This window comes from Nereida ignava, from assembly GCF_001049735.1.
In the GTDB taxonomy this organism is placed as follows: Bacteria; Pseudomonadota; Alphaproteobacteria; order Rhodobacterales; family Rhodobacteraceae; genus Nereida; species Nereida ignava.
In genome coordinates this window covers 114,739-132,652 of sequence record NZ_CVPC01000002.1, presented here as the reverse complement: position 1 = coordinate 132,652, position 17,914 = coordinate 114,739, and the positions used below count along the sequence as shown (strand labels likewise).

General features: G+C 54.3%; 19 protein-coding genes. 4 read left to right on the top strand and 15 right to left on the bottom strand.

Annotated features, from left to right (window positions below; all coding sequences use genetic code 11):
- Window positions 1–63 precede the first annotated feature (63 nt).
- The gene (locus NIG5292_RS00860; protein ID WP_233488130.1) at window positions 64–1,011 is read left to right on the top strand and encodes a lysophospholipid acyltransferase family protein; all 948 of its coding nucleotides are present in this window, start codon (window positions 64–66) and stop codon (window positions 1,009–1,011) included.
- Here NIG5292_RS00860 and NIG5292_RS00855 read toward each other — a convergent pair whose 3' ends face one another.
- Entirely contained in the window at window positions 1,012–1,713 is a 702-nt protein-coding gene (locus NIG5292_RS00855; protein ID WP_048597715.1) for a DUF1223 domain-containing protein, read from the bottom strand. It abuts the gene before it with no gap.
- A gap of 223 nt (window positions 1,714–1,936) precedes the next feature.
- Here NIG5292_RS00855 and acnA point away from each other — a divergent pair, with 223 nt between their 5' ends.
- The gene (gene acnA / locus NIG5292_RS00850) at window positions 1,937–4,624 is read left to right on the top strand and encodes an aconitate hydratase AcnA (protein WP_048597447.1); all 2,688 of its coding nucleotides are present in this window, start codon (window positions 1,937–1,939) and stop codon (window positions 4,622–4,624) included.
- Between the two features lie 106 nt (window positions 4,625–4,730).
- On the opposite strand, the gene NIG5292_RS00845 is transcribed toward acnA, so the two are convergent.
- From NIG5292_RS00845 to yajC, 10 genes are read right to left on the bottom strand one after another with little or no spacing between them, the layout of a single operon-like run.
- The gene (locus NIG5292_RS00845; RefSeq protein ID WP_048597446.1) at window positions 4,731–5,273 is read right to left on the bottom strand and encodes a DsbE family thiol:disulfide interchange protein; all 543 of its coding nucleotides are present in this window, start codon (window positions 5,271–5,273) and stop codon (window positions 4,731–4,733) included.
- Window positions 5,263–5,430 (bottom strand): heme exporter protein CcmD, encoded by a 168-nt coding sequence (gene ccmD, locus NIG5292_RS14535; RefSeq protein WP_074842054.1) that lies wholly within the window; start codon window positions 5,428–5,430, stop codon window positions 5,263–5,265. The genes NIG5292_RS00845 and ccmD overlap by 11 nt, the downstream gene beginning before the upstream one ends.
- Window positions 5,427–6,161, bottom strand: coding sequence for a heme ABC transporter permease (locus tag NIG5292_RS00840; protein WP_048597445.1), 735 nt, complete (start codon window positions 6,159–6,161; stop codon window positions 5,427–5,429). Before NIG5292_RS00840 ends, ccmD begins: the two co-directional genes overlap by 4 nt.
- A gap of 58 nt (window positions 6,162–6,219) precedes the next feature.
- On the bottom strand, window positions 6,220–6,882 hold the full coding sequence (ccmB, locus tag NIG5292_RS00835; protein ID WP_048597444.1) for a heme exporter protein CcmB: 663 nt from the start codon (window positions 6,880–6,882) through the stop codon (window positions 6,220–6,222).
- The gene (ccmA, locus tag NIG5292_RS00830; protein ID WP_048597714.1) at window positions 6,879–7,502 is read right to left on the bottom strand and encodes a heme ABC exporter ATP-binding protein CcmA; all 624 of its coding nucleotides are present in this window, start codon (window positions 7,500–7,502) and stop codon (window positions 6,879–6,881) included. The genes ccmB and ccmA overlap by 4 nt, the downstream gene beginning before the upstream one ends.
- Window positions 7,499–7,852, bottom strand: coding sequence for an Mth938-like domain-containing protein (locus NIG5292_RS00825; RefSeq protein ID WP_048597713.1), 354 nt, complete (start codon window positions 7,850–7,852; stop codon window positions 7,499–7,501). Before NIG5292_RS00825 ends, ccmA begins: the two co-directional genes overlap by 4 nt.
- Before the next feature lie 18 nt (window positions 7,853–7,870).
- Window positions 7,871–8,623 carry a sulfite exporter TauE/SafE family protein gene (locus NIG5292_RS00820; protein ID WP_048597443.1) on the bottom strand — a complete coding sequence of 251 codons (753 nt, stop codon included), beginning with the start codon at window positions 8,621–8,623 and terminating at the stop codon, window positions 7,871–7,873.
- Between the two features lie 33 nt (window positions 8,624–8,656).
- Entirely contained in the window at window positions 8,657–9,631 is a 975-nt protein-coding gene (secF, locus tag NIG5292_RS00815; RefSeq protein ID WP_048597442.1) for a protein translocase subunit SecF, read from the bottom strand.
- Between the two features lie 3 nt (window positions 9,632–9,634).
- A complete protein-coding gene (gene secD / locus NIG5292_RS00810; protein WP_048597441.1) occupies window positions 9,635–11,296 on the bottom strand; it encodes a protein translocase subunit SecD in 1,662 nt (553 codons plus the stop codon).
- A 33-nt stretch (window positions 11,297–11,329) separates the two neighbouring features.
- Window positions 11,330–11,611 carry a preprotein translocase subunit YajC gene (gene yajC, locus NIG5292_RS00805; protein ID WP_048597440.1) on the bottom strand — a complete coding sequence of 94 codons (282 nt, stop codon included), beginning with the start codon at window positions 11,609–11,611 and terminating at the stop codon, window positions 11,330–11,332.
- A gap of 191 nt (window positions 11,612–11,802) precedes the next feature.
- Here yajC and serS point away from each other — a divergent pair, with 191 nt between their 5' ends.
- The gene (serS, locus tag NIG5292_RS00800; RefSeq protein ID WP_048597712.1) at window positions 11,803–13,095 is read left to right on the top strand and encodes a serine--tRNA ligase; all 1,293 of its coding nucleotides are present in this window, start codon (window positions 11,803–11,805) and stop codon (window positions 13,093–13,095) included.
- A complete protein-coding gene (locus tag NIG5292_RS00795) occupies window positions 13,092–13,787 on the top strand; it encodes a TspO-related membrane protein (RefSeq protein ID WP_048597439.1) in 696 nt (231 codons plus the stop codon). Before serS ends, NIG5292_RS00795 begins: the two co-directional genes overlap by 4 nt.
- On the opposite strand, the gene NIG5292_RS00790 is transcribed toward NIG5292_RS00795, so the two are convergent.
- The 4 genes from NIG5292_RS00790 to NIG5292_RS00775 form a co-directional block, all read right to left on the bottom strand.
- The gene (locus NIG5292_RS00790; RefSeq protein ID WP_048597438.1) at window positions 13,769–14,227 is read right to left on the bottom strand and encodes a GNAT family N-acetyltransferase; all 459 of its coding nucleotides are present in this window, start codon (window positions 14,225–14,227) and stop codon (window positions 13,769–13,771) included. The two genes, NIG5292_RS00795 and NIG5292_RS00790, sit on opposite strands and share 19 nt — an antisense overlap.
- Window positions 14,217–15,683: a ribosome biogenesis GTPase Der gene (der, locus tag NIG5292_RS00785; RefSeq protein ID WP_048597437.1), complete on the bottom strand. Its 1,467-nt coding sequence runs from the start codon at window positions 15,681–15,683 to the stop codon at window positions 14,217–14,219. Before der ends, NIG5292_RS00790 begins: the two co-directional genes overlap by 11 nt.
- Before the next feature lie 48 nt (window positions 15,684–15,731).
- Window positions 15,732–17,081 (bottom strand): PQQ-like beta-propeller repeat protein, encoded by a 1,350-nt coding sequence (locus NIG5292_RS00780; RefSeq protein ID WP_048597436.1) that lies wholly within the window; start codon window positions 17,079–17,081, stop codon window positions 15,732–15,734.
- Window positions 17,082–17,174: 93 nt separating this feature from the next.
- Entirely contained in the window at window positions 17,175–17,831 is a 657-nt protein-coding gene (locus NIG5292_RS00775; protein WP_048597435.1) for a tetratricopeptide repeat protein, read from the bottom strand.
- Window positions 17,832–17,914 lie beyond the last annotated feature (83 nt).

Here is a 17,914-nt window from a genome sequence, read left to right as displayed (position 1 = left end):
AAATGGTGTGCCATTCGTGGCCTTCAGCACCAAAGAAACGACTGAAAGCAAAGCCTAACACGCATGCCCCGCCCCGTTGAGCCCCAAACATCTGCGACAAAATCAGAGACACGGTTTGCCTCTATGCTTGACCGCGTGACAGTCCAACATTGGTTAACTGATCTTGTATTACGCACACTGATCTGGCTCACAAAACGTCTACCCTACAAAACGCGTGTGCGGTTGATGGGGCAAATTGTATCGGGTGGTATTGCGCGACTGGCTGGGTATCGGAAACGCGCGGAAAGAAATCTTGCGCTGGTGTTTCCGCAGATGCCAAAGCCGGAAATTCGCAGACTTGCCAAAGCAGCTTGTGACAACGCTGGCCGCACTGTCATTGAGAATTACTCTCTCAACGATCTGGTAAAAGTCGTTCGCCAAGGCACGATCAGCGGCGACGGTATGACAGCCCTACGCGCCGCCCTTGATGTTGGTCGTCCTGTGATTTTTGCGACAGGTCATTTCGGCAATTACGAAGCACTTCGGATCCTTTTGAAAGACCAGGGGATCACGATCGGCGCGCTCTACCGACCGATGAAAAACACGTTCTTCAACGCCCACTACGTGGAGGCCATGCAAAGCGTAAGCGGTCCGATGTTTGCCCAAGGACGCAGTGGGACACGGGGATTTGTCAAACATCTGCGCGCGGGCGGCCCATTGGTTTTGCTATATGACATTTACTCAGGAAGCTCCCCAGAAATTCCGTTTATGGGGCAACCAACGCGCACGGCGCAAAGCATTGGCGAACTGGCCTTGAAGTTTGACGCGCTGGTGCTGCCATATTTCTGCATCCGCAACGCGGACGGCATCACGTTTAAAACCGAATTAGAGGCGCCCGTGGAAGGTGACAGCCCAGAGGCGATTATGCTTGAGTTGAACCGGCGATTAGAACAAAAGGTCTACGCCCATCCCGAACAGTGGTTTTGGATACACCGACGTTGGAAGAATATTCTTGGCGTGTCTTCTAACTGACTAACGCAGCCGCGCAGCACCCAAGATTGCACCGTGCGTTGCCGCTTGAATGATCGCCACAACAGGTCCGTCTTCGGCGCTATCAACACTTAACGACAGTGGCGCACGGCCATCCCATTTGCCGACCATTTGCCAATCATGGACGACGTTGGCGTATTCCAAAGTCTTACCGCGGTTCTCTCCGCGCTCAATCGCGACAGTCTGCAACGGGGTATAGCGTACCAGTTGAACAACCATTTGGCGTGGCTCATCAGTTTGCGCCGTTACCTCAAGCTGATCACCGGAACGGGTCAGCCCTACATCAACTGTTGCCTGTAAACTTCGGTGTTCTTGGACAAATTCAGCCAATTGCATCGGCTTGTAACCAACCACATGATCAACCCCGCCTACGATCATCTGCGGCGTATAGATTGACCGCGATCCAGCCGCGCGGGCGTAGCCTTTTTGTCGTTTGGTAAAGGCCGGATTTGCAAACTTGTCTTTCCAGCCGATGTAATCCCAATAATCAACGTGCAACGCCAACGCGATGACATCATCGCGGGCGGCCAATTCATGAAGCAACGCATCTGCAGGGGGGCAACTTGAACACCCCTGCGATGTAAACAATTCGACCACTATCGGATGATCGTCCGCCGCACTTGGACCCACGCTGCCAAATGCGCCAACTGCCGCCATACCCGCTGCAAATATAAACTGCTTCATGTGGTCTTCCTCAGATTTCCCTCTTCCTAACGCACGCGAGCCCCATGCGCCAATCAAGGTTTTGCGAGCCATATGACAACCAAACGCGTGGTTGCGCCGTATTTCGGTGTGCAATTGTATACAAAAATATACCAAAACGTCGATTAGCCGTTGATTTTATGAACCGAACAACGCTAAACCGCACCTAAACCTGATCAATCGTAGCCCTTTGGAAGGATGCCAAATGACCATTACAGTCGGACATGACAGCGCAAAAACCCGCAAAACGCTTACAGTTGGTGCACAAAGCATCGACTATTACTCGATTCCCGCAGCGACTGCTGCTGGCTTGGGTGATTTCGCGAAATTGCCCGCGGCCCTGAAGGTCGTTTTGGAAAACATGCTGCGCTTTGAAGATGGCAAAACGGTTAGCGTTGACGATATCAAAGCATTCGCCGAATGGGGTGCCAAAGGCGGCAAAAACCCACGCGAGATCGCCTACCGCCCTGCCCGTGTTTTGATGCAGGATTTCACAGGCGTTCCGGCCGTTGTTGACCTTGCAGCGATGCGCGACGGCATTGTGGCGCTTGGCGGCAACCCTGACAAAATCAACCCGCTGAACCCTGTTGATCTGGTCATCGACCACTCTGTAATGATTGACGAATTCGGCAACCCGCGCGCGTTCCAAATGAACGTGGACCGTGAGTACGAGCGCAACATGGAGCGCTATACCTTCCTGAAATGGGGCCAAAAAGCATTTGATAACTTCCGCGTTGTGCCCCCCGGCACAGGTATCTGCCACCAGGTAAACCTTGAGTATCTTGCGCAAACTGTCTGGACTGACAAAGATCAGAACGGCGTGGACGTTGCATACCCTGACACGCTTGTTGGTACAGACAGCCACACCACAATGGTGAATGGTGCTGCTGTTCTTGGCTGGGGCGTTGGCGGTATTGAAGCCGAAGCCGCAATGCTTGGTCAGCCTATCTCCATGCTGATCCCCGAAGTTATCGGGTTTGAGCTGACGGGTGCCATGATGGAAGGCACCACAGGTACCGACTTGGTCCTGAAGGTTGTTGAAATGCTGCGTGCCAAAGGCGTTGTTGGCAAGTTCGTCGAATTCTATGGCGCAGGTCTTGATAAATTGCCACTGGCCGACCGTGCGACAATTGCCAACATGGCGCCTGAATATGGTGCGACATGTGGCTTCTTCCCAATCGACAACGAAACACTGCGCTACCTGCGCAACACAGGCCGCGACGAAGATCGCGTGGCCCTTGTTGAAGCATATGCCAAGGAAAATGGTTTCTGGCGCGGTGATGATTACGCACCTGTTTACACAGATACCTTGCACCTTGACATGGGCACAATTGTTCCGGCAATTTCCGGTCCAAAGCGCCCACAAGACTACGTTGCATTGACTGGCGCGAAAGCGGCATTTGCCAAAGAAATGGAAGAGACCTTCAAGCGCCCAATGGGCAAACAGGTTCCCGTCGCTGGCGAAGATTACACAATGGAATCAGGTAAAGTTGTGATTGCCTCAATCACCTCATGCACCAATACGTCCAACCCCTACGTCATGATCGGCGCGGGCCTTGTGGCGCGCAAAGCTGCTGCACTTGGCCTTGACCGTAAGCCATGGGTGAAAACTTCCCTGGCACCAGGAAGCCAAGTTGTTTCGGCGTATCTCGAAGCAGCAGATCTGCAAGATGATCTGGATAAAATCGGCTTCAACTTGGTGGGCTATGGCTGCACAACATGTATCGGTAACTCAGGCCCAATCCAGAAAGAGCTGTCAGAAGCCATCGCCGAGGGTGATTTGGTTGCGACATCAGTGTTGTCTGGCAACCGCAACTTTGAAGGCCGGATTTCACCAGACGTGCGCGCGAACTATCTTGCGTCACCTCCCCTTGTTGTGGCCTACGCTCTTGCGGGCACGATGGACATCAACCTTGCGACGGATCCAATCACACAGACGCCAGACGGAAAAGATGTGTATCTGAAAGACATCTGGCCCACCAGCCAAGAGGTTGCCGAACTGGTTGAGCAAACCGTAACCCGTGAAGCGTTCCTGTCGAAATACGCAGATGTCTTCAAAGGCGATGACAAGTGGCAAGCCGTTGAAACAACTGACGAAAAAACATACGACTGGCCTGCTGCGTCAACATATGTGCAAAACCCGCCTTACTTCCAAGGCATCACAATGGCGACCAAGAAGATCGAAAACATCGAAGGCGCCAAGGTTTTGGCCGTCCTTGGTGACATGATCACAACCGACCACATCAGCCCTGCTGGTTCGTTCAAAGACACCACACCTGCTGGTCAATATCTGGTCGAGCGTCAGGTCCCTGTCCGTGAGTTCAACTCATACGGATCACGCCGTGGTAACCACGAAGTCATGATGCGCGGCACGTTTGCCAACATTCGCATCAAGAACGAAATGCTCGACGGTGTTGAGGGTGGCTATACCAAAGGTCCGAACGGCGACGAGACATCAATCTTTGACGCGGCGATGGCCTATCAAGAAGCTGGCACACCGCTGGTCATCTTTGGTGGTGAGCAGTACGGCGCGGGCTCGTCCCGTGACTGGGCAGCTAAAGGCACGGCCCTTTTGGGTGTTAAAGCTGTGATCGCTGAAAGCTTTGAGCGTATCCACCGTTCAAACTTGGTCGGCATGGGCGTTATCCCGTTTGAATTCACAGGCGGTGACAGCCGTAAATCACTTGGTTTGACTGGTGAAGAAACTGTGGCGATCAACGGTCTCGATACAATCGAACCGCTACAAGAAGTACCCGCGACCATCACAATGGCTGATGGGTCACAAAAGCACATCATGCTGAAGTGCCGTATCGATACCAACATCGAGATCGAATACATCGAAAACGGTGGTGTGCTTCACTACGTGCTGCGCAACCTTGCCAAAGCTGCGTAAGCTAGCCTCATAGTAATTAAAAGCGCCCCGCTGTTTATTCAGCGGGGCGTTTTTGTTTGAAGTGTTGAGTGGATATTTAGGAACAAAAGAAGACGCGGGTTATGCGCTACTTATTCTGCGCGGCTTCAATCTCGGGCAAGATGGTGCTTTCCAGAATGCTTTGCGTAATTGGGCCCGCGAAGCGGAATGTGATCTGCCCTTTTGCATCAACAACGAACGTCTCGGGAATACCGTAAACGCCCCATTCAATCGCAGTGGCACGGCCAGTTAAGTCCTGACCGACGCCGCGGTACGGATCACCAAGCTCATTCAAAAACCCAATAGCGTTCCCGTTGCCAGCATCTTTGTAGTTCACGCCATAAATAGGAATGCCATTTCCAGCGAGCGAAATCAGTTGATCATGCTCTGCACGGCATGGCGCGCACCAGCTGGCCCAAAAGTTAACAAGTTTAACACCCGCTTCACTAAGCGCATCCGGCGGGATTTCTGGTTTATTTGACAGTTGGCTCACAACAATCGGAGGCGCCTCTCGACCGATCAGCGCGGACGGCAAAGCATCGGGATCGTCACGGAACAACCCTGCCGCTACAAGCCCGGCAAACCCCACAAAGATAAGGGGCGGTATGATCATCAGCGGCTTAAGTGCCATTGTTCTGCCGCGCCTCAATACGTGCCTCAGCCGCAGCAAGGTCTGCTTTCATGCGTTTTGCCCGATATATCGAAAGACCAATAAGACCCAAAATCAAACCAAGCGAGATACAATAGGCCAACACAACATCCGCCGCGTATTTTCCCAGATCAATCATGCAGACATCCTTTCGCGGGCATTCAAAACTGCCAAGCGGCGGGCGCGCACTTCGGTCCGCGTGCGCAGCAAGACTAGGGCGACAAAAAGGACCGCAAACCCCACCATCGATATGGCCAGTGGGATGAAAAACACATCGTCCACTGTCCTCTCGCCCGTCGCGACCGGTACAGATGTGCCTTGGTGCAACCCTTGATTCCAAAAGCGTGTGGCATAGCGTGACAACAACGCAAAGACTGATCCTACCAAACACATCACTGAGGTCAGATCAGCGGCGGTATCTTTGTCCTCCACCGCTTCCCACAGCGCCATGTATCCCAAATAGAAGAGAAAAAGGATCAAGAATGATGTCAAACGCGGGTCCCACGCCCAGTAGGTTCCCCACATCGGATTGCCCCAGATCGCACCAGTGGCCAGCGCCACAAGCGTCATCACCATCCCGATTGGAGCTGCGGCTTTGGCTGCAAGCGCGCTGACGTGATGGCGCCGAATGAGCCAGATCAGGGACGTTACCAGCATCATCACCCAAACATTAATGGCCATCATCGCAGAGGGCACATGGATGTAGATAATCTTAACGGTGCTGCCCATCCGAAAATCATCTGGCGTGAAGAAAAAGCCCCAGATTAGGCCGACACAACACAACAACGCAGCACCCACGGCTGTCCACGGCAGAAGTTTGCCCGAAAGCGCCATAAATTTGCGCGGATTTGCATATTCCCAAAGTGACATGCGCTTCAAATAGCCCCTCTTTTCACGATTGTCAGCCCTATGCGCCGTCGCACCGCACTCACGATCCCTTGAGCCCTGCGCGCAATGCCGCAGCACTCGCAAATGGCATGATTGCAACTGCCCCTAAGGTCAGCCCTGCGAGCATAAATGCAGGTACGCTGGCGTCCAACCCTTGGCCCGCGCGGCGTACCACATCGGCACCAAATATCAGCGTTGGTACGTAAAGCGGCAAAACCAAAAGGGATATCAGCAGCCCCCCGCGTTTTAACCCAACGGTAATTGCCGCGCCGAATGCGCCGATCACACTTAACGCAGGCGTTCCGATTAACAACGACATCAGCAACCAGCCGTAAGACTGTGATGGAAGGTTCAACATAAGACCAAGAAGCGGTGCAGCTACGACCAATGGCAGCCCCGTTGTTAACCAATGCGCCAGCGATTTCACCGCAACGATGCCCTCTAACGGGAGCGGCGAACTAGCCATCAAATCAAGCGCGCCGTCTTCAAAATCTAACGCGAAAATACGCTCAAGCGACAAAAGGCATGACAAAAGTGCACCGACCCAAAGAACGCCAGGCGCGATTGAAGCCAAGACGTCTGGCTGCGGGCCCACACCAAATGGGATAAGCGTTGCAAGGATCAAAAAAAACGCGAGACCCAAGCCGAAGCCGCCGCCCGCCCGTATTGCGAGCCGTAAATCTCGAAGAAGAAGGGCCTTCACCAGTAGTCCCCGTCGAAGGTATCGGCTGTCACATCCGCTTTGGCCTTAAATGGTGTTAAATCAAGCGTTTCAGCCTCAATCCCAAGATCGATGTGCGTCGCAATCAGAGCAGCCCCACCGCCCGCAAGATGTGCCCGCACAACATCCGAGAAAAGCGCAACTGATGCGCGGTCAAGCGAGACTGTAGGCTCGTCAAGTACCCAGATTAGCCTTGCGGTAACGAGCAAGCGACCCAAGCCAAGCCGGCGCTTTTGGCCCGCTGACATTTGTGCGGCGGGTCGATCAGTCAACTCCATAAGGTTCATCGCTTGAATCGCGGCGTCCACATCCGATGACGCGTTGCCGTAAACTTCGGCCCAAAATTCCAGATTTTCACGCACTGTAAGTTGCGCCTTAATTCCGTCCGCGTGACTTGCAAACGCAATACTTTCCTCAGGCGCTTGGATCGTTCCGTTAACTGTCGGCTGAAGACCAGCAATAGCGCGCAACAGCGTTGTCTTTCCGATCCCGTTTTCGCCCCGCAAAATCAGCGCATTGCCCGCGGCGAGATGAAAACTGACACCTTCAAGCACTGTGATGCCACCGCGGGCAACGGCTACGTCATTAAGTTCCAGCATCAGACTGGGATCAGCGCCAATCCAATGCGACGCCCTTCTGAAACCAACACGTTGTATGTCCGGCACGCAGATGGAGACGACATGGGCTCAACACCGATGCCTGTCTCTTCAATGGCCGCCTTCAAGGACGTTGGGATATGCGCAATTTCCGCCCCTGTGCCCACAAAAAGAACATCGATTTGATCTGTAAACGATTGAATTGCTGCAACATCTTCAAAGCCCGCCCAAGGCACCACATCATTTGGCATTACCAAAATTGGCCCTTGAAAAACTTGCCCACCAACACGAAAGAACCCTGCTCCGTATCCATCAACCGGCACTGCATCATCGTAATGAATTTCGTTTAGCTGCATCGTTTTACCCGTTTCGTATTAGTCCCAAAGCGGCAGTCCAGAGACCGCCGAAATAGCAATGATTGTGTATGCAACCCGACGATATACTGCCTCGCGCGAGGGATCAAACAGGCGAGTGCCAATCAAAATACCCGTCATATATGGTAGTGTCAGGCCCGCACCGATCACGATTGCCTCAATACTCAGGCGCCCTGTTGCGCCCATGACGCCCAACAACAACAAATCCGACAAAAGCAAAAACAACATATTGTTTGCCCGCACCACGGAAACGGGTTTCGAGCTGGCCATGTAGAGCAAAATCACAGGCGGCCCTGCAAGACCGCTGGTCCCGCCGAAGAACCCTGCAAGCATACCTGTGACGTAAATCAACCATTTATGAAGCACCCCGCGGTAACGGAAGCCGCCGATCAAAATAACCAACAAAACAAGCGCAACCGTGGAAATGCCATACCGAAATACTTCGGGGGCAATGACACCCAGGATCGCCAATCCAATCGGCATCGTCAGCACATAGCCAACCCCAAGCCGCGCCACGTCCTTGGGATCACCATCGCGGATCGCACGTGGAACCGCCGGAACAGGACCAAATAAGTCGAGGATGACCATGGTGGTCAGTGCGACGAAAGGATCAAAAACGGAACTGGCGACGGGCATGTAGATCATCGCGGTGCCAAAGCCGGCAAAACCGCGAACCAAACCAGCGATAGTCACGGTCACCAGCAACAGCGGCCAAGCCTCGGGAATGAAATCCCAAGAGGTTATCCCAAACATGTATTCGCTCCCCGCATCACCCGCGGCAGCGCGCTAGGCATCAGTGTTGCCGAATTGTGTGCCGCCCTCGTCGGTCGGTTTTGACCAATCGCGCTTAACACCCAAAGCAAGCAACGTGGCGGACGCTACAAAGATCGACGAATACGTCCCGACGATCACGCCCCAAATCATCGCAAACACAAAGCCACGAATGACGTCACCGCCCAGAACGAACAACGAGATCAACGCCAGCAAAGTTGTGACAGATGTCATGAACGTGCGCGAGAGAGTCTCGTTGATTGACAGGTTAAGAACTTCCTTGAGGTCTTTCTTCTTATAGCGTCGCAAGTTTTCACGAACGCGGTCAAACACCACAACTGTATCATTGAGCGAGTACCCAACAATTGTCAAAAGAGCCGCGATGATCGCCAGATCAAAGCGGATCTGAAGTTCAGAAAAGACACCAATCGTAAGCACCACATCGTGCACCAACGCAGCGACAGCGCCAACTGCGAACTGCCACTCGAACCGCAACCAGATGTAGACAAGCACTGCCAAGATCGCCAAAACCACAGCGATCGCGGCTGTTTGGATCAATTCGCCCGACACAGTCGGACCCACGCTGTCCACTGCAGGAAACGGTAAGACCAAGCCACTATCAACGGCACTAAGCGCATCCGCAACGGCGGTAATCATATCACCGGACGCTGCTTCTTCACCCTCTTGGGCTTGTATGCGAATTTGGCTTACAAACTGGTCATCGCGGAAGTTCGGGTCAAAGACTTCCGTGATTGAAATATCCCCAAGCTCAAGCGGCTCAAGTGCCGCGCGGTAGCTTGCCACATCAACAGGCTGGCTGCTTTCCGTACGAATTGTCGTGCCGCCCTGAAAGTCGATCCCGTAGTTAAGCCCCTGAATAGCAAAGCTAATCAAGGCAACAATCATCATAACGCCAGAAATGCCAAGCCACAGTTTTGGACGAGCAAAGAAATCAAAATTGGTGTTATCGCGAACCAGACGCAAACGCATTGGCTAGACCTCCAGTGTTTTCGGGCGGCGGCGCTCGAACCAAATGACAACAATAAGCCGCGTCACGAAAATCGCGGTAAAGACGGATGTGAGGATGCCCAAGCCAAGCGTGATAGCAAACCCACGCACAGGCCCCGACCCCATCACGAACAGGATGACAGCCGTAATGAAAGTGGTGATGTTTGCATCAAGAATGGCCGACAGAGCCTTTTCATAGCCCAGCTCAATCGCCCGCGCGGGCCCTTTGGCAGACTTAAGTTCTTCGCGGATACGCTCAAAGATAAGCACGTTCGCATCAACGGCCATGCCGATGGTCAGAACAATCCCCGCGATGCCCGGTAACGTCAAAGTGGCACCTATCATTGAGAGCAATCCAAAAATCATCGCCACGTTCACAATCAGAGCCAAATTGGCGAACAAGCCGAAGGTTCCGTAACTCAGCACCATAAAGACAAGAACGCCCGAAAACGCCACAATGCATGCAATACGTCCCGCGTCGATACTATCCTGACCAAGCTGCGGGCCAATGGTGCGTTCCTCAACAAACGTCGGCTCAACCGGCAGAGCACCTGCGCGCAAAAGCACCGCAAGCTGCGTGGACTGCTCAAGCGAGAAATTACCCGAAATGATGCCTGAACCACCGGGGATCGCTTCGTTAATACGTGGCGCGCTGATCACTTCTTCGTCCAGCACGATCGCAAAAAGCTGGCCTACGTTTTCAGCCGTATAGCGTCCGAATTTTGCGCCCCCTGCCGAATTGAAGCGAAAAGAAACCGCAGGACCGCCATTTTGATCAAAGCTCGGCTGGCTATCGACCAACTCCTCGCCGGTGACAACGGGGTTTTCTTCCAGAACATAAAAGACGCCCTCCTCATCAATCGAAGGGAAAATCACATTGCCCACACCGGCACGGTCGTTCGTGTTACTCGTCCGCCCGACGACGGGGTGAAAGCTAAGCTGCGCAGTCGTGCCGATCAGGTCTTTGAGTTCTTGCGCAGAGCCAAGACCAGGGACCTGAATAAGGATGCGGTTCGTGCCTTGACGCTGAATTGTAGGTTCGCGGGTGCCAACTTCGTCAATCCGGCGACGAATAATTTCCAGCGATTGCAGCATCGTACGTTCATCTGTTGCCAGACGTTCAGCCTCGGACATGCTCACGATCAGCAAATCGTTACGGCTCGTCACCTCAAAGTCGGTCGCACCCACCGTTGACAGGCTTACAACCGGACGTGCCAGCGCGCTAACAATCTCAATGGCACGGTCCATTTTACTGGCATCAGAAAGGCGGATGCGCAGTTCTCCGTCTTCAATTCCAATCCGGCGGAACGTACCGATTGTGGCACGCTCAGCACGCATCGCATCAAGCACAGAGGGCCAAAAACCGACCAGACGCTTTTCATACACATCCTCAAGCGGCAGTTCCGCAAGAAGATGCGCGCCACCGCGCAGATCAAGTCCCAAGTTCACCAAACCAGACGGCAAGAACGCGGGCCACTGTGCCGCGTTCTCTTCAAGTCCTGCCCCAGTTGCACCGCCTTCAAGCGCCAACACGGCATCATTGTGCGCCTCAACCCGCGGATAAAACGCATTAGGAACAGCCAACAAAAGGCCCGCCACAATGGTAAGGATGATGGCGATGCGCTTCCAAAGGTCGATTTGCAACATGGGATAGAACCTTAAAAGAGGGACGAATTAGAGTTACTTAGCCGGTTCTGTTTTGTTCAAAACTTCAACAATCGTGCTTTGAACGACGCGCAGTTTAACGCCTTCGGCCACTTCAACTTCAGCTTCGTTTTCACCCTCTTTAACGCGGGTCACTTTACCGATCAGCCCGCCTTGGGTCACAACTTGATCCCCACGACGCAGAGCAGCCACCATTTCTTGGTGCTTTTTCAATTTTTGCTGCTGAGGACGGATCAGCAGGAAATACATGATCGCGAAAATCAGAATGAGCGGGATAAATTGTGCAAACGCTTCCATCGGGGGCCTCTTTTTGCTGGGATGTTGGGGGCAAAGCGCCCCGTTAAAGCTGGGCTGAACCTATGTGTCAATTTCTGCAGGCGCAAGGTGCGAAAACAGCCAAATGTGCGCGGCAGTTGCGCTGGTCATTTCATGCGGTCGGGCGTATATCGGGGCCAATATTATTCACGCGCAGGACTGAGGCACACCCCATGCACGACATTAAACTTATTCGCGAAACACCCGATGTTTTTGATGCGGCCATGGCACGGCGCGGCGTGGACACCCGTGCGGCAGATGTTTTGGCGATTGACGCAGCACGGCGGGCAAAGATCCAAGCCTCTGAAGAAGCCAAGGCCGAACAAAACGCCGCATCGAAACAAGTGGGCGCTGCCAAAGCATCAGGCGATGAGGTCGAGTTTGAGCGCCTGCGCGCACTTGTTGGCGCGAAAAAAGAAGACGTTGCGCGCCTAAATGATGAAGCCAAAGACCTTGACGGTGAGTTGACCGATTTGTTGATGAGCCTGCCAAACCTGCTTGACGCATCTGTACCAGACGGCGCGGACGAGAACGACAACGTCGAGATCAAAAGCTGGGGCACGCCGCGTGAAACGGATTTTGCCGCTCTTGAGCATTACGACATTCCCGCAATCGCTGCTGGTTTGGATTTTGAGCTGGCCGCAAAGCTGTCTGGCAGCCGCTTTATGGTGCTGTCCGGTGCCGTGGCACGCCTGCACCGCGCGCTTGCGCAATTTATGGTTGACCATCACGTTGATACCAACGGGCTTAGCGAGACTTGGACGCCAATCTTGGTACGCGAAGACATGATGTATGGCACCGGACAGCTGCCAAAATTTGGCGAAGACAGCTATAAAACAACCAACGGTTGGTGGCTTGTCCCCACTGCGGAAGTTACGCTGACCAACACAGTAAACGGCCAAACCGTGGACGCCGCGTCCCTGCCCCGCCGCCTGGTTGCGCATACGCAATGCTTCCGTTCCGAAGCCGGCTCTGCAGGTCGTGACACATCAGGTGTACTGCGCCAGCACCAATTCGAAAAAGTCGAAATGGTTAGCATCACACACCCTGACAACAGCATGGCAGAGCACGATCGCATGACCTCATGCGCCGAAGGTGTGCTTGAGGCGCTTGGTTTGCCGTACCGCACTATGGTTCTGTGTACGGGCGATATCGGCTTTGGGGCGATCAAGACCCACGACATCGAAGTGTGGTTGCCGGGGCAAAACGCTTTCCGCGAAATCTCAAGCGTTTCAGTCTGTGGTGACTTCCAAGCCCGCCGTATGAATGCCCGCTTCAAGCCCGAGGATGGCGGAAAACCTCAGTTTGTTCATACACTTAACGGCTCGGGCCTTGCAGTTGGGCGGGCATTGATCGCTGTGGTCGAAAACGGCCAACAAGCAGATGGCAGCGTGGTCATCCCCGAGGTTCTGCGCCCCTTCATGGGCGGCAACTCCATGATCCAAGCAGATGGCACATTAGCATGAAGGCCTGGCTGACCCTCGTTGTAACGGCCGCTTTTTTTGCGGCGCCATTGTTGACGGAACCCTTCACCGGCTACACCGACGGTCAGCTGCCCATCGCGCAACCAAACCCACCGGTGCAGCCCGAAGGCTACGCCTTTGCGCTTTGGGGCGTCATTTATACGTGGCTTGGGATTTCTGCCGTTTTCGGTGTGCTGAAGCGCCGTGATGATGCACGTTGGGACGCCGCGCGTCTGCCGCTGATCATCAGCATTGCGGTCGGTGCCGCATGGCTTTGGGTCGCCTTGGCCTCGCCGATATGGGCCACAATCCTGATCTGGGTAATGCTTGCGACAGCGCTCATGGCACTGCTCAATGCGCCTACAAAAGATATCGGCTGGTTTGCTGCCCCCGTGGGACTTTATGCCGGTTGGTTGACCGCAGCTGCAAACGTATCACTTGGTGTGGCGGGCGCGGGCTACGGCCTTTGGTTTGGGGCCTATGGCTGGGCATATCTGTGCATTACAATGGCACTTATCATCGCCATTTTCGTGATCCGCAAAGCCCAGTTTTCCGTCACCTACGCTGCCGCAGTCGTATGGGCCTTGGTCGGGATTGTTGTGGCAAACGGGCTAAACATGACGGGATACTTGGCACTGGTAGGGATCGGCCTCACCGCAACATTCGCGTGGCGCCGCTACACATCCAAATCGTAAGTCAGCCACTCGGTCTTTGTTGCCAAGCTATCGTATAATGCGCGCGCGGCTGCATTGCTTGGGGCGGTGATCCAGCGAAGAACACCCCATCCGCGTTGGTCACAAACCGATTGCAAATGCGTGATAAGCGCACGTCCAGCGCCGCTACCGCGAGCCGCCTCATTCACGTAAAGATCATCCAAAAAGCCACCAATCGACGCCGCTAGCGGCCGCTCAAACGCGCGCATATGCGCCAAGCCAACAAGCTGCCCTTCCGTCGTTTCAGCAACGTAGCACTCGGTACTTTTGGACGGATCGTGACACCAAGACCAAACCCGATCACGCATCGCTTGGGTTTGAGGCACACCGTAGAAATCAGCGTACCCCGCATATAGTCCGTTCCAAGCCGTGAAATCCGCGTCGCGTGCCAAACGCACAGTTATTTTGGCATTACTTCCCATCGTAAGAAGGCTTTCCAAGGTGCTTGCGCAACCGGCTCGGCGTTGACTTTTTCTTGTCTTTATAAGGGTTTGCCTGTGATTGGCTGCGCATGGTCAGGCGGATCGGTGTGCCCGGCATGTCAAAGTCTTCACGCAATCCGTTCACCAGATAACGCGAATAACTCGTCGGCAGTTTTTCGGGCAAACTACACATCACAACAAACGCAGGTGGCCGCGTTTTTACCTGGGTCGCATAGCGCAGTTTGATACGGCGTCCGCCCGGTGCGGGCGGCGGGTGCGCCTCGATCATTGAAGTCAGCCACCGGTTAAGCTGCGCTGTCGTCACGCGGCGGTTCCAAATTTCGTGGGCGCGTAAAACAGCCTCGCGCAAACGCTCAAGTCCACGTCCCGTTTTTGCGGACACAGTGATCAGCGGCGCACCGCGCAACTGTGGCAGAAGGCGTGTAAATGACTCCTTCAGCTCTTTTAGCTTTTCCTGCTTTTCGTCCTCGATGTCCCATTTGTTGACCGCAACCACGACCGCACGACCCTCGCGCTCGGCCAAATCGGCGATACGCAAATCTTGTTGCTCAAACGGGATCGCGGCATCCAACAATACAACGACGACTTCTGCAAATTTCACTGCCCGCAGACCATCACCCACAGAAAGCTTTTCAAGCTTTTCTTGCACTTTGGCTTTTTTGCGCATGCCCGCAGTGTCAAAAATCCGGACAGGTGTCTCACCCCATTCCATTTGTAGCGAGATCGCATCGCGTGTGATGCCAGCCTCAGGGCCCGTCAAAAGGCGGTCTTCGCCCAAGATTTTGTTGATCAGCGTTGATTTACCCGCATTCGGGCGCCCAACCACAGCAATCTGCAACGGCTTGGATTTTGTAGGCGCCACATATACTTCTTCAGCATCTTCATCATCTTCAAGCGTTACATCAACTTCAGGCTCTATAACTTTGTTTTTGCTCTCAAAGTCATCGACCAACGGAATGAGTTCTGCCAGCAGATCGCCCATCCCTTCGCCGTGTTCTGCAGACAGACGCAGCGGCTCGCCCAGACCCAACTCATAGGCCTCCATAACGCCATCATCTGCTGCGCGGCCTTCGCCCTTGTTCGCCGCAAGCAAAACATGGGCCGACTTCTTACGCAAGATTTCAGCAAACATCCGGTCAGTTGACGTCACACCCGCACGGGCGTCGATCATGAACAGACAGAAGTCCGCAATATCAACAGCGCGCTCGGTCAGACGGCGCATGCGGCCTTGCAAACTGTCGTCGTTGGCCTCTTCAAGACCAGCTGTATCAATCACCGTAAAGCGCAGGTCACCAAGGCGCGCCTCGCCCTCGCGCAAATCACGCGTTACCCCCGGCTGGTCATCGACCAACGCCAGACGTTTGCCTACAAGGCGGTTAAAAAGAGTGGATTTGCCCACATTCGGGCGGCCCACAATGGCGAGTGTGAAAGACATGACGTCAGAATCCCATCAATTGAAAGGCGGCGATACACCACCTTGGCGCTAACGGAAAGCGTGCAGTTTACCGCCGGTCGAAACAACATAGAGCGTTTCATTGGCCACAGCAGGATTGGTAGTGGCACCACCGGGGATCGACACGACCCCCAAAGCCTGTCCCGTTGTTGGATCAAAACTGCGCATTGTGCCATCGTTTGAGGCCACAATCAGGCGACCACCCGCAATAATTGGTCCGTAATGCGAAAACACAGCCTTTTTGCGGCGGTCACGCTCTTTCTCGAAATACGGCAAATCCACACCCCAAATCCGCTCACCGGTTTTCGCATCAACGCGCAGCAGCTCTGCTTGATCAGACACGAAGAAAATCGAATCTCCTGCGGGCCAGACGGGGGACAACGCCCCTTCCGTTGCGGTCCACAGACGCTCGCCGTTTTGTGCATCCAAAGCCGCCATGCGACCAGATTGGGTCGCAAGATAAATGCGCCCTTCAGACACCACAGGGTCAGAGGTTACATCCTTAACAGTCGCGTATGAGCGGCCCTTACGCTCGCCCGACAAAGACGTGTCCCACCGCCGAATACCACCGCGCTTGAACGTGGCGCGCACGTCGCCGTTTGAAAACGCAAATACCGCCAAATCACCAGCAACGACCGGTGCTGCCCCACCCACAACGTCCGAGGCGCTTGGAAGGCCAGATTGGGTCCATTTCACGCGGCCATTTCTGGCATCAACGGCCCACGCAATGGCGTTGCCCGCGATCACGTAAACAATTCCTTCAGCCACTGTGGGCGCGCCAGATGTCGGCGCGTCAAGGTCTTGGCTCCAACGGGTTTCGCCGGTGGCAACGTCAATCGCAGTAAGCGCACCAAAGCCTGTGGTCACAAAAAGAGTATCACTGGCAACAGCCAACCCGCCGCCTGATGCGTCACCACTGCGATCAGACGCAGGTGTCAAATCGCGCTGCCAGAGGCTGGCGCCATTGCTTGAGGTGGCCGTTACGGTTGCGGCACTATCAAGGGTAAAAATGGTCCCACCTGCCACAACTGGGTCAGCCGTAATGCGCTGTTTGCGCGTATCGCCTTGGCCGATATTGGCACTCCACGCGAGGGATAGATCGGCCCCTAAGGCAGGGTGGTTAATTTGGTGCTGCGCACTGCCAAACCGGTGGGTCCACGCATCATTCACAACAGGTGCGCGAAGCGACAAAACCCGTGGTGCATCTGCTTGCTCCGCCGCATCACCGGCATCTAAGGCTGTATCGGGCGCACTTAAATCAGCGTGCAAATCAAGCCGTTCACCTTCCAAAATCAACTCACGGTCACCACAGCCACTTACTACAAACGCGCTCAACCCAAGGGCCAATATCGCTTTTTTACTCACCATTGATCGTGTCATCTTGTGGTGTGCCCCTTTTGGTCACGTGTCTCATACTTTGGGCGAACGCTTTGCGACTGTTCAGATGCCTATCGCAGATCGTAGCACCAACACTTAGCTGTCGCTTGCCGCACCATCGAGCGAGCCACCCAACGCAACAATTGCTTGTGATGCCCGACGACGCAAGGCCGCAGATGTTTCACCATCCGCGATGATGCGCTCAAACCGCTCAAGCGCCGCATCAGTGTTTCCCGCCTCTACGTCCAAAAATCCAAGCTGCTCCTCAGCCAGCAAACGAAATGGCGCACCGGGTGTGGCAAGCGTTTCAAACCCCATACGGCGCTCATTTGCACTTGCCTCAGAGCCGCGCAACATTAGCGCTTTGTACTGGGCCAACTGACGATAAACAGGAAGTGCATCAGCGGATGTAGCCAGTGTGTCATATGCCGCAAGTGCCGCAGAAGTATCACCGTTTTGCACATGCGCATCCGCCAGCAAAAGTGTTGAGGCAGCACTTTGCGCCTCTAACCCAGCAAGGGCAGCAACAGACGCCGCAGGGTCTTCGGCCGTCAGCGCGCTCAGTAACGCATCCCCTTTGGCCTGTGCTACTTTGGCGGCCTGTGCTTTGCTGTATTCATTCCAAGAAGCACCGCCTACAATCGCAACCACTGCAACCGCGGCAATCCAGCCGTATTTGCGCATGGCGGCAAACAGTTGGTCATTGCGCAACTCATCGGTGACTTCTTCGACAAAACTATCGGTATTGGACATATTAAAGCGACCTTTATCACTGTCTGTGCCTGTTGTTGTATGAATTACCGTAGTTCTGGTTCAAGTGCCATGGGCAAAAGTGC

Excerpts from the sequence above, each read along its gene's own strand:
- NIG5292_RS00780 (WP_048597436.1), bottom strand. The coding sequence starts at position 17,081 with ATGACACGATCAATGGTGAGTAAAAAAGCGATATTGGCCCTTGGGTTG.
- NIG5292_RS00855 (WP_048597715.1), bottom strand. The coding sequence starts at position 1,713 with ATGAAGCAGTTTATATTTGCAGCGGGTATGGCGGCAGTTGGCGCATTT.
- NIG5292_RS00775 (WP_048597435.1), bottom strand. The coding sequence starts at position 17,831 with ATGTCCAATACCGATAGTTTTGTCGAAGAAGTCACCGATGAGTTGCGC.
- der (WP_048597437.1), bottom strand. The coding sequence starts at position 15,683 with ATGTCTTTCACACTCGCCATTGTGGGCCGCCCGAATGTGGGCAAATCC.
- NIG5292_RS00790 (WP_048597438.1), bottom strand. The coding sequence starts at position 14,227 with ATGGGAAGTAATGCCAAAATAACTGTGCGTTTGGCACGCGACGCGGAT.
- yajC (WP_048597440.1), bottom strand. The coding sequence starts at position 11,611 with ATGGAAGCGTTTGCACAATTTATCCCGCTCATTCTGATTTTCGCGATC.
- serS (WP_048597712.1), top strand. The coding sequence starts at position 11,803 with ATGCACGACATTAAACTTATTCGCGAAACACCCGATGTTTTTGATGCG.
- NIG5292_RS00795 (WP_048597439.1), top strand. The coding sequence starts at position 13,092 with ATGAAGGCCTGGCTGACCCTCGTTGTAACGGCCGCTTTTTTTGCGGCG.
- NIG5292_RS00820 (WP_048597443.1), bottom strand. The coding sequence starts at position 8,623 with ATGTTTGGGATAACCTCTTGGGATTTCATTCCCGAGGCTTGGCCGCTG.
- NIG5292_RS00825 (WP_048597713.1), bottom strand. The coding sequence starts at position 7,852 with ATGCAGCTAAACGAAATTCATTACGATGATGCAGTGCCGGTTGATGGA.
- NIG5292_RS00845 (WP_048597446.1), bottom strand. The coding sequence starts at position 5,273 with ATGGCACTTAAGCCGCTGATGATCATACCGCCCCTTATCTTTGTGGGG.
- ccmD (WP_074842054.1), bottom strand. The coding sequence starts at position 5,430 with ATGATTGATCTGGGAAAATACGCGGCGGATGTTGTGTTGGCCTATTGT.
- acnA (WP_048597447.1), top strand. The coding sequence starts at position 1,937 with ATGACCATTACAGTCGGACATGACAGCGCAAAAACCCGCAAAACGCTT.
- NIG5292_RS00860 (WP_233488130.1), top strand. The coding sequence starts at position 64 with ATGCCCCGCCCCGTTGAGCCCCAAACATCTGCGACAAAATCAGAGACA.
- secD (WP_048597441.1), bottom strand. The coding sequence starts at position 11,296 with ATGTTGCAAATCGACCTTTGGAAGCGCATCGCCATCATCCTTACCATT.
- NIG5292_RS00840 (WP_048597445.1), bottom strand. The coding sequence starts at position 6,161 with ATGTCACTTTGGGAATATGCAAATCCGCGCAAATTTATGGCGCTTTCG.
- secF (WP_048597442.1), bottom strand. The coding sequence starts at position 9,631 with ATGCGTTTGCGTCTGGTTCGCGATAACACCAATTTTGATTTCTTTGCT.